The organism is Brucella tritici, assembly GCF_008932285.1.
Taxonomy (GTDB): domain Bacteria; phylum Pseudomonadota; class Alphaproteobacteria; order Rhizobiales; family Rhizobiaceae; genus Brucella; species Brucella tritici.
On the sequence record NZ_WBVY01000007.1, the window covers coordinates 107,443 to 119,841 of the forward strand.

The window sequence follows — 12,399 nt, forward strand, 5'->3', positions numbered from 1 at the left end:
CTTCGGCTTTCGTCAGTTCACCCGACACCGATGGCGACGCAAATGTCACCATCAGCAAAAAGGCCATGGATAGCCAAGCACTCATCACTGGCTTGTCGCCGCTTTGTCGGACGGCTCCGGTTCGAACAGAGTGGCAACGGCTGCCCATTGGTTCATTGTAAGCGAAGCCGATTTCACATTACCAAACACCGCCTCAATTTCTTTGCGTGGCTGCAGTGTAAGATACACATTTTCGACGTCGATAGGATGCCCATCAACGAATGATCCAATAGTCGGTACAACAACGACGTCCGAGCGAAGGTCATTATTAATACTGATTTTAACGTCAACTTCTTCGAGGTCGATATTGGCCATCATATCAACAGCTCGAATGGCTTTCCTGATTTCTTCGTATTTTTCTTTGGAAAAATGAGCGATAAAAAACAATCCATCGACCTGTTTATTATTGTTGGTGACAGATGTTTTCATTGCATCAAATTGCAGAAGGTATTTCCCAGCTGAGAGTTCACGCCCCTCAGGCGCAGTCAAAACCGTAGTCGCTTTAATGGTCATGCGATCTCTCATGCTACCCTTCACGACTTCACAGCCTGCAAGCGATGCAGATTGGAATTGAGCGGCAACTGCTTTCACAATTTGATCGCTCTTGGGGTCATTGCATTTTTTGGCGATGCCCATCTCGTAAATGTTTATCGAAATATCGACTGGAATGTCCTTTTTCGTTTCCAAGACCTCCAGAAGGTCACGAACATAAAGCGTGCCAACGACTTCTTGTTTGCACGCAGAAAGGCCTGCTGCAATGCAGCAAGTGAGAGCTATTTTCTTAAACACGGAACACCCCGCCCCAAAATCAACTTACAGTTTCACCTTAGGAAATGGCCACACGGTCTTCAATAGAAAAAGGAGGCCGTAGCCTCCCATTTTCGTGCCCCTGCCCACCTGTCAGGATGCCAATTTTATGGGTTCGAAATCGTCGGAAACAAAGTCGAAATCGACAGCGCTTACGAAAAGCGAGACCGTATGCACTTTGTGCAGGAATTCCTTGTGAGACAAATAGCTTCCAAAACCGCCGTTTGTCGGGGTCGCAAACTGCGCGCTCTTTGAATAGAAATCGTCATTGACGTAAACAATGGATTCCCAATAGCTGTTCTTGCGATTGACAATCAGACGAGCTGGAATTCCGTTGGCCTTACGCTCGGCGTCGTTTTTCGGAATGCCTTTGAATGTAATGATAGGGATATCGTAGCGGATCAGTTCGCTGTCGTCTCCCGCGACCTCCCTCACACCGTGTTCCATGTAATATGAAAGCATGGAGTCTGCCATCCGATACGGATAGGTTTTCAGGTGCGCGCGCAGCAAGTTAGCGATTTCACGATAAATAGCTCGATACCGTTCTTGAGTTTCGGAATCGAATTGTTGGATACCTGCCAGCATGTTTGCGTGGTCTTCTCCAAGAATATCCTGGTAGTCATCGGTCAAAATAGCAACGTCGCCATCCCATCCGTTTATGTCGAACGAAACCACGACATCGCGCTTTTTTCGCGCAAATGGATGCTCTTCAAAGTACTCGACGTTTGAGATTTCCAAGGGAAGACCAGAGAAGTCCGGCACAGTTCGCCCATCCAGCCAGTAGAATGCCTCTCTAAGGGCGTTATTGCTGTGAGGCTTGTCGCCAGCGCGTCGCGAACCATCAGGCTTGAAGATGGAACACTCGTCCTCGAAAACGGTTTCGCCGTGGCGACCAGAAATCCAGACTGGTTTATTATTGTCATCCAGTCGAATGACAAACCCGTCACCGCCCAAGGTTTCACCCAGTATTACCGGATCATTGGAACGACTTCTTCCGAAACAGAGCGTATGCGGATTAATGCGATTGTCATCGTTAAGTGGTATCGTAAAATCAAAATCGTATTCGTCATCATCGTCGAAATCATTTTGTTCTGTACTTGCAAACTCGTTCATTTATTTCTCCTTCTAAACTGAGTAATGCTATCAGTTTGCACAGGAGAACTGTCGGCCACAATATTTATAAAATATTACCCGGATGTTTTACTTTTTCTGTCTAGCGCTAATCACGTCCTGTAGCTCAAGTTGCCAAAATGTTGCCTGCACGGTCTCAGCATTCTCAACATCGAAAATACGATCCCACGAGCGATGCACAATTTCCAGCAAGGGATGAAGGCTGCTTTCATGCTTCGATTTCTCGATCAGCTCGTTGACGCCGATAAGTCCAGCTTTGGCCAGCAACTCTTGAAACTCATCGTATTCACGATCAGCGGCCGCTTCGTCGGCAGCATAGTCTGTCAACAAGGATAGGTTCAGCGGCGAATGCCATTTCATATAGTCTGAAAGCAAAACCTGATTGGCTGGCTTTCGGAATTTCACCATCCAGTTTCCAGGTTCAGAGATGCGGAACCCTTTTTCCTTTCCATCTATACGAAGCCACGCCCACAATGGCCAAGGTTTCCAGTCGCTGCTAGGCGCTGGAAGACGTTCAAGCATCTTCAATGTCAGCCATTCATATGCAGGAAGCCAGTCCTGATCACCAATGAGGTCGGGAGCGTTCAGCAAAACGCCATCGCGCTTCAGTACCGAATACGCTTCGTCAGTCAGCTCCATATGTAAAGTCAGTTCCGTCATCGTTTTGTACCTTGCAAAGCCAGCTTCAACAATCGGTCAGAAACCGATTCAGGAGAGGCCTTTGACATACCAGAAACCTGTAGAATTCAACGACATAATCCTGACGGATGACAGAGGTGTCGAATATCGTATACCAGCCGATTTTCGAGAGCTTGTTGCACGATGCCTGGAACCGATCAGCGAAGCAGACCGAACAGGAAAATTGAAAGGAGAGGCTTATCTATATCAACGCTTTGAGGAGTTTGAGGACGCCATCACAGATATTCCTGAAGTCCGAAACGCCTTAAACGAGATGTCGAGTGACGGCCAACGGCATCGCCAAATCCTGCAGCTCTTTTATAACGACCTGCCAAAGTGGGCAAAATGCCGTGAAACGCTGGAAGGCAAATTCAAGGTCAGGATCACCGAACCTGCGCTGATGGTCTCGAAAGGTTACTACCGTGGTGACATGGAATTCGTCACACGGCAGTTTTGACACCTTTCAATCAAACGGATTCCAACAACCCACATCTAACGGCGCGAAGTGCTTCAGGTTCACCGTCAACAGCTCCAGATCGTGAGCTTTCGCCGTAGCAGCAATAAGGACGTCAGCAAGTCCAGGGTTGCGCCCAATTGATGTCGCCTCGGCTTCCAGAACACCTGCAACGCGGGCAACATGAGAATCTATCGGCAGCACTTTTTCACCAAACTCGGTCAGCAGCTTTTCCAACCACTCAACAAGATCCGATGCCCGCCGGGATCCACCCCGGTTTGCCAGCGTTAGCTTGGAAGCTCCCTTCTGGATTTCTTGCACCGTCATCGCTGACAGATAGAGACTATCGGCGTTGTCTTTGAACCACGACGACATCTCCGGTGACAACGGCGGCCGACCAGGTGCAAAAGCCGATATAACAGACGTGTCCAGCAGATACCCGTTCAATTTGATTTCTGACATGCTCAAAACTCGAAGTCTCTACCTGCTGACGTATTTCTCTCGAATTCAACGCCTTCGCCTGGGAAAGACATCAGGAAGTCTGCAAAATTTGGCTTCTGCGACATCCACTTTTCAGCCAAAGCAAGCGGCACGATTACGGCAGCTGGCTTTCCATGTTTTGTAATAGTCACGCTTTCACCATGCTGAGCCGCATCCACCAGTGCAGAAAGCTTGGTCTTCGCATCTCGAAGATTGACACTTCTCATGGCCGAGCCCTCCTGTCGGCTAATTTCGATGTGACCACATGTAACCACAATTAATGACGGTTTCAAGGCCATTGCGATTTGCAAGAAACAAATGCCTTGTGGCTTGCAAGAGACAAGAACACAATATGGATATTCTCAATAAGTATGGAGAGCGCATAGGAAAAGGAGTATTCGAAAATGCAACCGACACTGACCATTGAGCTAGATGAAAAGATCGCAAGAGAAGCTGTAAAAGGTATCTTGCATCAACTTTCTTATACCAGAAACCAGCTTTACAACGGTGTTCGGGTCAGGTTGAAACGTGCAACCAAGACTTTCGATATCAATATACTCCACTTCGATACGACTGCGATCACCATGGTCATGAGATCGTATGACGCTCTTGAAGATATGCTGCGCGACTATTACGCCGTCGATAGTCAGGCAGACAAAAAAGATATTTTGGACGATATCGCCGACAGGCTGATCTGCACGCCGACCTTCAGCACGTACGCCGAATTCAGGGCATGGTTCATGAAGCGCGCCGACTATCGCGACATCCATCAGTCTCTAGTGAAAGACAAGCGTCTCACCACCGAATTCAAAGCTATGTATTCGAATGCGGTGATCATTCTGACGTGGATGCTGTTGCCGAGATGGGCACGTTCCGAAGCCCGATACAGCAAAAAGTGGACGTATTTAACCGACGTCGCGCCGTTTGGGCAAAACTAACCGAATCCAAACCAATAAAAGGGAGAACAAAAATGAATGAGGCAATGAAAGCAAGATTACAACAGCGGATAGAGATGAAGCGCGCAGAAGATCACCAGACTGATCTGAATCGTCGTCTTGAGGAATTCCTGCGTGACTACGGCCTGTTCTATCTGTCGGATGAAGAAAACTCGGTTGTCTTTTATAATCGAAATACGAAGTCAATGATCAGCCCACTGCACGACACCCCGCTACAAGGTGAGGAATACGTATCGTGGCTTCGCTCGCAGAACCAGATGTTTGCCACCCACCACGACAGAGTAGCGGTTTCGCAGTTTGTGCAAAACTGGGCATGCTTGGATAAGTTGAAGCGCATTCAGTTCCTAGCCAAGAACGTCGACAATTTCGATGGCAACCACGGTCTCTGGCTGGTTTCCATGAATGACCGCGAATGCGCAATCCTGCAGAATGCCGATCCAGCAGACGTTTATAATCATCTGGCTGGCACCAATTGCATTGAAGGCGTGCGGGATCTTTTCGATGCAAAGAGAGACATCCTCGAAAAGCACGGCATCAACATGAATGAGGTCTATCAGCAAGGTTCGGTATCCGCGCCTGCTCCAAGACCGATGGCGAGAGCAGCTTAACAATGGCAAGGAAGAGGAAGTCAAAACGCGTGGATTTCCTGACAATAATCGTCTTGATGTCCATGCCAGCATTCCTGCTTACGGTTCTCGTGATGCTATCGCTTGCTAAAGAAAAACCACCGGCGGCAAAATCGTCGCTTGTTGAACTCAAAAGTGGCGGTCAGACTTCAGATATCAAGAATTTCGGAGATGACGGTTTCGGTTCCTCGTCTTCGAAGCGCGGCGCTGCCATCGAGCCTTGCTCTGGGGCGACCGCGTGAATGGGAGGGGTCGATCACTTTACTCCTTTCTGTGTCGCTCCTCCCATTCATAATTGCTCTTGATGCACCATAGAAGAACCCGATGTTTCCAAATGAAATCACTGAAGAGAAGACTTTTTTCAAGCTGTTTGATGCCGATTATCTCGACTTCACTCATGATGAGAGATCTCAGGTCTGGTTCGGCGACCCCTCTGCAATATTCTCGGCTTCCGAATGGTTTGAATTGGGTGCAGCCATGGCTCACTACATGCGAGAGGGATTTTCTGGCGGTGGAATTCTCATCGGCGGAATGCAAGGCCTCTGGCAAGCCACGGCAACTGAGGCCGACAATGATGGAATGATGGTGTCCGTTGATTATCCGGGCGGTGTTCAATCGATAAGAGTGAAGTCGTCGGTACTCATGCTGCTTCCACTGGATGTCGCTGAATTCTACGGAAATCCCCTACCCGGCATCGTCACTAAGCCGTTTTTCGGCCGCGTATACATCGACCATGATGACCGCAGTTGGAGCGGTTCTATCGACGCAAAAACATAATTTTTTATTTTCTGTATTGTTATATGCAACGCCGCTACACATACTATGCATAGTTGTTTATTTATGCATTTGGTTGTTGGCCGGAAAGAGACATATTATGCAGACATATTTAGATTATTACGCCCACGGTTTGTCAGCAAAGATAGCAGGCGCAAAACTCAAACTGGCGAAGAAAGAATGTTCAGAATCCGATTTCGAGTTTCTAAAGAAGGCGTGCCAATCCGATGGCTATGCTCTCCATTTCATTGCGCAAGTCGCCCACAAGCTGCTGACAAGTCCCGATTTGGCTAACGAATTCCGAGGCCTGACGGAAGAAATGATCGAGACCAATTATTTTCAAGCTCGCCTGCTGCCATTCTTCAATCAGTGTTCAAAGCCACTCGCTCTCCAACTTTCAAGAGAAACGGTGGCTGCCTTGGCCGCAGCAGATGCCTCGCAAGATATCCGCGACCACTCATTTGGAATCCTTGAAGATCACAAATGTGCCTATGTCGACATCCCGCATAAAGACTATCGACTTCGTGATAATCTGTCACTGAGGGCTATCATGGTCGATATTGGCGGTTTACGCATGGAAACCACAGCAGGAAAAATTCCAGGCACGTACGATACCGTTGTTAATGACCGGGGTTTCGTCATGCGTCATCGCCGTCCAGATGACAAGGTCGTCTTCACAGCGATTTTTCGAGACCACAGGAACAACAGCTACCCGCGTCTCAGCTGGGTTGAAGGCAGCGACTTTTTCATGGGTCGCGGAATTAAGCAGCTTGGCATCGCATTGAGTGCGCCGGAGGTCATGCTGACAAATGCAGACATGCTGACCAAGCACATCATGACGGACATCGAGAGCTTGTTTTGGCTCTCGCTGGCATTCATGGACACCGAAGAAGAGTATGGCGGTGTCCAGTATCAGCAGTTGCCCCACCTCGCCTATGACCATGTCCGACGCCAAGGTCGCAAAGCAGGACAGGTTGCGAAGAAATTCAGCTTGTTCCGCGTCAAGAAAATCACTGGCGGTCGCGATCTTGGAAGAGAGATCGAAAACAATGGCGAATGCGGGACTTCCGGGCTTCCAGTGATTGGCAGAAGACGTCATGAGGTTCGTGGACATTTCAGACTTCAGCGCTATGGCAAAGGTCACAAACTGACGCGCCTGCGTTGGATTAATGCCTTTGAACGCGGAACAGTCGAAGACCTGCCATTGCATGATCTGCACATCGTCACCGCAACAGAAATCCAGCCTTTCGGCCAATAATATTCACAACCGCTTATAAGGGAGTTTTCATAATGTTTGATTATCTATTACCACTTCTTTCCGTAAAGACGGCGGCTATCGTCGTCGTCTCGACGGGCATCGCAATGATATTGTTGTCTGATGGAACTAAAAAGGACACCGCGATACTCGCTGCAGGTTTCTCTTTTGCGGGCATAATGCTCTCGGTCTTTGCATCCAGGGGGCTGACATGATCACGAAACAGTTTCTCAAGGACATCGCCGATGAGATCGATGCAGGAATTGCGGGATCTGCATTTATCCTGTTGCTGGTAATGGTAATTGGGGTCTTCATACATACCGCAATGTTTTTGCTATCCGAATTCCATGACATCGTGTTTTGGGTGGGCTTTTTCGGAGTTTTATTCATCTCGATCTTTGCACTCGAAACGGCTTCCGAACATATCCAGTTCGCTGCCATTCCAGCTGTTATGCCAGTTTCGATTTTGGCGTTCGTGGCAAATGGACTTTACTTTTTAGACATAGCCAGTGATTTGGTCGCCACATTCAGCGTGTTTGTCTTCGGGTTCTTTGTTATTGGCTCAGTTACCTCAGCAATATTGAGGTATTTTTCTCGCGAAGCTGATGTCTGCAATGATTTTCAGGGAGAAAATTTATTATTAGAAGGAGATGATTAATGGCTTCTCCCTTTATTTTTACCATTGATGTATGCGTCCTCGTTACACATAATAGGTTTAAGTCACTCGGTGGCTAATGAAAGGGGAATTTTAAATGCGAGAGATAGATGAGGAAAGAAGGCATCAAGCGATGCAGAGAAAGGTTGAATTCATTCGCTTAAGCAAAATACTGAGACTGCCGCGCAAAATGATAGCTGAAATCGTGTCGGCGACAGAGCCACAAATCAAAGGCTGGCTGGATGGCCTAGAGGGTGCTGAACACTACCTCGCGACCAAAGAATGGCCGGATGCAAATGTAAATCAGCCTCAGGAGTCTGCTGTTGACGCCCTGCGTGAATTCACCATCGCCGTCGCCCATAAGGCAGTTCAGGATGGCCGTTCTATTGAGGGCGGAAATCCTTTCACCAAGCACGAATTCATCGATGCTAATCGCCAGAATTTCCGGGGCGTCATAAGTATGATTTCGGATTCTGGTGAAGGCAGAATTCACAGGTTCGACATACTCGGCCGCGTTGGTTTCATTGGCACGGTTTCATCATCTATTGATCGCAAATTGGGATCGGTTGAAGGCGGTCATTACATACCAGATTTCGAGGCCACCGATGCGTTCGTTGATGACATCCTGGACACCGCCTGGTTTTCATACCGCAACTGGCTCAAACTGGCAGCGGGCAAAAAGCGCACTGAGCTTGAAGAATTCCTGTGGCAGAAAACCAGATATCGGAATTTCACCGATTTCTTTGGCCTGACAGCCGAAGCTATTGCTCTATATGCGGGCATCCGGACGCCACAAGACGTCGCCGCTGGCAACAGGAAAGGTCTTTCTGAGGCTCGTAGCTGGGCTGAGTATAGTCGTCCGGTACTTCCTCCGCGTGCCTTAGTGAATGAAATGCAGACGGCTTTTCTCGGATGGGCAAGAGATCTGTTCAACATTGTTGAGAAAGAACGAGGCAACGATGCACGTTCAGTCGGTTTGGTGCTCCCATCGATTTCGGCATCCGAACTGGACTACCGTTTGAAAGGACTGGAATCCCGCGAAATTGTAAAAGGTGGCAACTTGTCGCCGATAGCATCGCGAGAAATGAAGATTTTGCTACGTCAATCAACGGATTTCCATAAGAACTATTCACTATTCAACATCGGATAGCTGCATAAAGTCGTTTTCTGTAACAATTCGTGATCGCTAATTTTAATTTATTTATGCTTACTTTTTGTAAAGTCTAGCAACCGCATAGTCTTGTCAACTTTCTACTAGTATTTACATATGTGACGCCGTCACATATATTAATATTATAAAGATCAGGCATAGGGCTATTGATCTCAGGAGATTTCAAATGACTTACATTGCACAGAACATTTCAATCGAAGAACTCGCATACTTCGGATGTGATGTCTTTTCCGAAATAAAACGTCAGAAGGTCGAATACAATGCCTATGACGACGACGATGCCATGCAGTCTCTCCTTGAAGATAGAGATATTGACTACATCAGGCATTTTCATTGATCGTTTTTATGCGTTACCGTTTAGTTATTCAGTCGCTATTTTCAGGAGGAGAAATCTAATATGCTAACAGTTTACACCAAGAAAGTTTGCCCGAGCTGCACACAGCTCAAACACTACCTCGACCGCGAGGGCATCGACTATGAAACAATCGATCTTGAAGACGATGCCACAGCCTTCGATCACGTCATGTCATTGGGGCATCGAGCAGCGCCAGTTATCGAACTCGGTCACAGTTCAGCAGGCTTCTATCTTGGCGATCCGAAATTCAGGGAGATTATAGCGAAGGCAAAGGCCCTCCCACATGTCGCGGGTCTGCCGAAGCCTTGAGACTTATTCACCTATCACAATCGCAATCAACATGGAGATGTCCATGCATTAAAGGAAATTGTAATGCCCGCATTACACATAGACATTCAAGCAATCGATACTATTAATAACCGCATCCGCCCTAGCGTTGGCACCATATACGATGGCGAAACTTATTGGCCACGTCGGCTACTTGAACAGCCGCATGAAACCGTATTGCCATCTTTAAATGGTCTCGCACGATTAATTGCATCCGATGGCAATTTCCTAGAAGACGTCCACCTTGGAGAACGATACAGCCGACAACATGGCTTCTTCGGTACAGCGCATATGAAAGCCAGGATCATAGACGCTATTGGGTTGCTATCCCTTCGAGAAGCCGGAGTTATCGAGGTCAACGGATTCAGCCCTGATTTTTATATCGATGGCGGACTCTTGGGCGTCTTTCGTCTGCTGGAGCATGTTTGGAATAATCCCCACTCTATTACTGCAGTAGGTGCTGACCGTGGGGGCGAGATCCCAAAGGATCGGCTTGATGTAGTCTACCAGGCCATCAACAGGTCAGTGACTGATATCGCCGATTTAAGCGTTGGAAATATCACTCTCCTGTTCGACTACGCCAATGACTACCGAAATTCTGCATTAGATTATCTCGGCGAGATCCTGCAGAAATCCGACCGCGAAATCTGGTGCAATCTGGGAGACCTTATCGGCATCGAGGCAGGCACCCATAACCTTACCCTTGTAGTCGACGGTGGTATTTTAAGGCAGCGCGCTCAGCTTGTATTTGAAGCTCACTGATAAACCGATTGTGCCTTGCAAGAGTTTGACCGACCATAAAATCACACCATCTCGAAACCGAACTTGGAGATGCGATAAACCAAAAAGGAAAAATCTTATGAATACAATATACTATTATGAATCTCATATTTTAGATGACCCCGAATTGTCCAAGCATATGGTAGCAATCAGTGAAGCGCTGCGGAATCCCTGTCAGGTCATTCCGGACAGCATCATCGAGGAACTGGTAAACGAGCTCAAGACTGCTGACGTCAGATAAAGACTACTCGGCCCCCTGCCCTACCTCCTCTCAATTACCCAACGGTCGTCGATGCGGCCGTTTTATTTTGCCTTCGGATTCTAGAAAAATCGTTAGTTCCTTGCAAGCCGTCGAGCGAGACTCCTTGTGTGGGGCAACCGAAGCCCACACCAACCGAAAACGATATCACAAGGAGAAAAATCGATGTCTGATACTGCTTACTATAATTCCCCTTATTCCCAATTTGGATTCCCGACTGTTGGGACATACGCGATTTCAATTCTGTCTTGCGTGGTAATCCTGTTGTCGATCCTGAAAGCTGCAACGCTATTCGGAACCGACTTCAATCCTTCAATCTTCATATATGCCAGTGTTTGTTTTGTCGGCGTAATTGCTGGCCTGGCAATCGCTCATATCGATAATCGTTGAGGGGGTGCTGCCATGAATACAGATCAATTTCACAATAGTCCTTACGACTATTTTGCTTGTAGCAGAGCATGGAAGCGAAAGCTAAAAGGAAAGCAAAACTCGATTGAAGCTGACCGCGATTTGGTGCGCGAGTATCTACAAAGCGGCGGGTCGATTACGAAACTCCCAGACGGGCATGCAGTAGATTATTACCTGACAGATCATTCTGCCAAATTTCAGTAGCCCCCTCCCCCAGCAATAGAGAGTTCATATGATAGAAAAAATACGAAACCGACTCCGACAAAAACCAAAGGAAGCATCCCAGCCGACCACTGAGATGACACAAATCCTTAAAGACCGTGAGGATCAAGAGAGAATTACAGCTACGCTTAAAAGGATGGCTGCTCAAGAATTCAAAGATAACATTGATCCTGTAGCGCCTTGTGACAGGAAGATTTTCGACGAAAAATATGTGTTTGGTTACGCTTTGGAAGTTGCTGAGACCGTCGTTTCTTCTGTGAAATTTGTGAGGCAGGACTACAAGGCTGAGTTATCGCAGTCCAACAAGATCGGTGTAGCCCTGATCCTTCTAGCCGACATCGATGCCGCCTGCCTGCTAATAGCTGATATCGCAAAATCAGCACCCGGATTGCTGTCCTGGGACTACGCTGAGCGGCTGGCAGTCAGCAACCACTTACATTTATCCGTCATAAAAAATCTCGTTCTGCATATGATTTCAGAGACCTCCGAGGGCAGATTCATCGTTCACGAGTGGTCAAAAAAACCGTTGCCAGAGAAAGTCAAAATTCTGACGTTCTTCACAAACCGAGTCCGACACAGACTGATGGCTATCCAAAAGCTTTCGAGCAGGGCACCCGATATCTATGATCTGGAAGACTGGGATCTGCAGTATCCAGAACACTTTCTGGCAGAAACCGCGCTCGAACTTTTTCCGCTAAGATATTGGCATCGTTTTCAGGATGCTGGCTTGAATGACGCAATGGAATTCACCTGTACAGGAAGCGAGCTCCCACCTTTTTATCGGCTGTTTCTCCCAATTGAAGCCCTCACCTGGTTCGGATCCGTTATCAAAATCAAAACTGACTCGCCTAGTACAATACCGAAATCCATTGAGGTAGACGGCATCAGATGTTTTATTCCAAACTCAATTATTGGGCCTCGGACGGCCGAACTCTTTCGTGTTGCACGCGTTGAACATCGATTGAAACCACGTCTTTCCGACCTCCCCCACATTTGGTGACTTGCAAGCCGTTGGGCTATTC

The 12,399-nt window shown here is 47.7% G+C and carries 19 protein-coding genes; 14 read left to right on the forward strand and 5 right to left on the reverse strand.

Annotation, left to right across the window (positions count from 1 at the left end; all coding sequences use genetic code 11):
* Positions 1-84: 84 nt before the first annotated feature.
* The 3 genes from F9K94_RS21580 to F9K94_RS21590 form a co-directional block, all read right to left on the reverse strand.
* Positions 85-828, reverse strand: a complete 744-nt coding sequence (locus F9K94_RS21580) for a DUF7424 family protein (RefSeq protein WP_151648420.1) — start codon at positions 826-828, stop codon at positions 85-87.
* A 111-nt stretch (positions 829-939) separates the two neighbouring features.
* Positions 940-1,959: a hypothetical protein gene (locus tag F9K94_RS21585; protein WP_151648422.1), complete on the reverse strand. Its 1,020-nt coding sequence runs from the start codon at positions 1,957-1,959 to the stop codon at positions 940-942.
* A gap of 87 nt (positions 1,960-2,046) precedes the next feature.
* Positions 2,047-2,637, reverse strand: a complete 591-nt coding sequence (locus tag F9K94_RS21590) for a DUF3841 domain-containing protein (protein ID WP_151648424.1) — start codon at positions 2,635-2,637, stop codon at positions 2,047-2,049.
* A 61-nt stretch (positions 2,638-2,698) separates the two neighbouring features.
* On the opposite strand from F9K94_RS21590, the gene F9K94_RS21595 reads away from it, so the two are divergent.
* Positions 2,699-3,112 (forward strand): hypothetical protein, encoded by a 414-nt coding sequence (locus tag F9K94_RS21595; protein ID WP_151648426.1) that lies wholly within the window; start codon positions 2,699-2,701, stop codon positions 3,110-3,112.
* 6 nt (positions 3,113-3,118) lie between these two features.
* Here the strand turns inward: F9K94_RS21595 and F9K94_RS21600 are convergent, their stop codons facing one another.
* Complete coding sequence (locus F9K94_RS21600) at positions 3,119-3,571, reverse strand: type II toxin-antitoxin system VapC family toxin (protein ID WP_235920666.1); 453 nt, start codon at positions 3,569-3,571, stop codon at positions 3,119-3,121.
* Positions 3,572-3,573: 2 nt separating this feature from the next.
* Entirely contained in the window at positions 3,574-3,816 is a 243-nt protein-coding gene (locus F9K94_RS21605; RefSeq protein ID WP_151648428.1) for a type II toxin-antitoxin system Phd/YefM family antitoxin, read from the reverse strand.
* Positions 3,817-3,993: 177 nt separating this feature from the next.
* Between F9K94_RS21605 and F9K94_RS21610 the strand changes: the two genes are divergently transcribed.
* The 13 genes from F9K94_RS21610 to F9K94_RS21665 all read left to right on the forward strand — a co-directional run bounded on the left by F9K94_RS21610 (position 3,994) and on the right by F9K94_RS21665 (position 12,377).
* Complete coding sequence (locus tag F9K94_RS21610; protein WP_151648430.1) at positions 3,994-4,527, forward strand: hypothetical protein; 534 nt, start codon at positions 3,994-3,996, stop codon at positions 4,525-4,527.
* 32 nt (positions 4,528-4,559) lie between these two features.
* On the forward strand, positions 4,560-5,153 hold the full coding sequence (locus tag F9K94_RS21615; RefSeq protein ID WP_151648432.1) for a hypothetical protein: 594 nt from the start codon (positions 4,560-4,562) through the stop codon (positions 5,151-5,153).
* Between the two features lie 342 nt (positions 5,154-5,495).
* On the forward strand, positions 5,496-5,948 hold the full coding sequence (locus tag F9K94_RS21620; RefSeq protein ID WP_151648434.1) for a hypothetical protein: 453 nt from the start codon (positions 5,496-5,498) through the stop codon (positions 5,946-5,948).
* A gap of 97 nt (positions 5,949-6,045) precedes the next feature.
* Positions 6,046-7,203, forward strand: coding sequence for a hypothetical protein (locus F9K94_RS21625; RefSeq protein ID WP_151648436.1), 1,158 nt, complete (start codon positions 6,046-6,048; stop codon positions 7,201-7,203).
* A 32-nt stretch (positions 7,204-7,235) separates the two neighbouring features.
* On the forward strand, positions 7,236-7,415 hold the full coding sequence (locus F9K94_RS21630; RefSeq protein WP_151648438.1) for a hypothetical protein: 180 nt from the start codon (positions 7,236-7,238) through the stop codon (positions 7,413-7,415).
* Positions 7,412-7,858, forward strand: a complete 447-nt coding sequence (locus tag F9K94_RS21635; protein ID WP_151648440.1) for a hypothetical protein — start codon at positions 7,412-7,414, stop codon at positions 7,856-7,858. Before F9K94_RS21630 ends, F9K94_RS21635 begins: the two co-directional genes overlap by 4 nt.
* A 94-nt stretch (positions 7,859-7,952) precedes the next feature.
* Positions 7,953-9,005 carry a hypothetical protein gene (locus F9K94_RS21640; RefSeq protein ID WP_151648442.1) on the forward strand — a complete coding sequence of 351 codons (1,053 nt, stop codon included), beginning with the start codon at positions 7,953-7,955 and terminating at the stop codon, positions 9,003-9,005.
* A gap of 187 nt (positions 9,006-9,192) precedes the next feature.
* Positions 9,193-9,363, forward strand: coding sequence for a hypothetical protein (locus F9K94_RS24515; RefSeq protein WP_180350186.1), 171 nt, complete (start codon positions 9,193-9,195; stop codon positions 9,361-9,363).
* Between the two features lie 60 nt (positions 9,364-9,423).
* Complete coding sequence (locus F9K94_RS21645; RefSeq protein ID WP_151648444.1) at positions 9,424-9,690, forward strand: glutaredoxin family protein; 267 nt, start codon at positions 9,424-9,426, stop codon at positions 9,688-9,690.
* Positions 9,691-9,753: 63 nt separating this feature from the next.
* Complete coding sequence (locus F9K94_RS21650) at positions 9,754-10,470, forward strand: hypothetical protein (RefSeq protein ID WP_151648446.1); 717 nt, start codon at positions 9,754-9,756, stop codon at positions 10,468-10,470.
* A 442-nt stretch (positions 10,471-10,912) separates the two neighbouring features.
* Positions 10,913-11,137, forward strand: a complete 225-nt coding sequence (locus F9K94_RS21655; protein ID WP_151648448.1) for a hypothetical protein — start codon at positions 10,913-10,915, stop codon at positions 11,135-11,137.
* A 12-nt stretch (positions 11,138-11,149) separates the two neighbouring features.
* Positions 11,150-11,359, forward strand: a complete 210-nt coding sequence (locus F9K94_RS21660) for a hypothetical protein (protein ID WP_151648450.1) — start codon at positions 11,150-11,152, stop codon at positions 11,357-11,359.
* A gap of 28 nt (positions 11,360-11,387) precedes the next feature.
* Positions 11,388-12,377, forward strand: coding sequence for a hypothetical protein (locus tag F9K94_RS21665; protein WP_151648452.1), 990 nt, complete (start codon positions 11,388-11,390; stop codon positions 12,375-12,377).
* Positions 12,378-12,399: the final 22 nt, after the last annotated feature.

Excerpts from the sequence above, each read along its gene's own strand:
- F9K94_RS21585 (WP_151648422.1), bottom strand. The coding sequence starts at position 1,959 with ATGAACGAGTTTGCAAGTACAGAACAAAATGATTTCGACGATGATGAC.
- F9K94_RS21590 (WP_151648424.1), bottom strand. The coding sequence starts at position 2,637 with ATGACGGAACTGACTTTACATATGGAGCTGACTGACGAAGCGTATTCG.
- F9K94_RS21600 (WP_235920666.1), bottom strand. The coding sequence starts at position 3,571 with ATGTCAGAAATCAAATTGAACGGGTATCTGCTGGACACGTCTGTTATA.
- F9K94_RS21605 (WP_151648428.1), bottom strand. The coding sequence starts at position 3,816 with ATGAGAAGTGTCAATCTTCGAGATGCGAAGACCAAGCTTTCTGCACTG.
- F9K94_RS21610 (WP_151648430.1), top strand. The coding sequence starts at position 3,994 with ATGCAACCGACACTGACCATTGAGCTAGATGAAAAGATCGCAAGAGAA.
- F9K94_RS21615 (WP_151648432.1), top strand. The coding sequence starts at position 4,560 with ATGAATGAGGCAATGAAAGCAAGATTACAACAGCGGATAGAGATGAAG.
- F9K94_RS21620 (WP_151648434.1), top strand. The coding sequence starts at position 5,496 with ATGTTTCCAAATGAAATCACTGAAGAGAAGACTTTTTTCAAGCTGTTT.
- F9K94_RS21625 (WP_151648436.1), top strand. The coding sequence starts at position 6,046 with ATGCAGACATATTTAGATTATTACGCCCACGGTTTGTCAGCAAAGATA.
- F9K94_RS21630 (WP_151648438.1), top strand. The coding sequence starts at position 7,236 with ATGTTTGATTATCTATTACCACTTCTTTCCGTAAAGACGGCGGCTATC.
- F9K94_RS21635 (WP_151648440.1), top strand. The coding sequence starts at position 7,412 with ATGATCACGAAACAGTTTCTCAAGGACATCGCCGATGAGATCGATGCA.
- F9K94_RS21640 (WP_151648442.1), top strand. The coding sequence starts at position 7,953 with ATGCGAGAGATAGATGAGGAAAGAAGGCATCAAGCGATGCAGAGAAAG.
- F9K94_RS24515 (WP_180350186.1), top strand. The coding sequence starts at position 9,193 with ATGACTTACATTGCACAGAACATTTCAATCGAAGAACTCGCATACTTC.
- F9K94_RS21645 (WP_151648444.1), top strand. The coding sequence starts at position 9,424 with ATGCTAACAGTTTACACCAAGAAAGTTTGCCCGAGCTGCACACAGCTC.
- F9K94_RS21650 (WP_151648446.1), top strand. The coding sequence starts at position 9,754 with ATGCCCGCATTACACATAGACATTCAAGCAATCGATACTATTAATAAC.
- F9K94_RS21655 (WP_151648448.1), top strand. The coding sequence starts at position 10,913 with ATGTCTGATACTGCTTACTATAATTCCCCTTATTCCCAATTTGGATTC.
- F9K94_RS21660 (WP_151648450.1), top strand. The coding sequence starts at position 11,150 with ATGAATACAGATCAATTTCACAATAGTCCTTACGACTATTTTGCTTGT.
- F9K94_RS21665 (WP_151648452.1), top strand. The coding sequence starts at position 11,388 with ATGATAGAAAAAATACGAAACCGACTCCGACAAAAACCAAAGGAAGCA.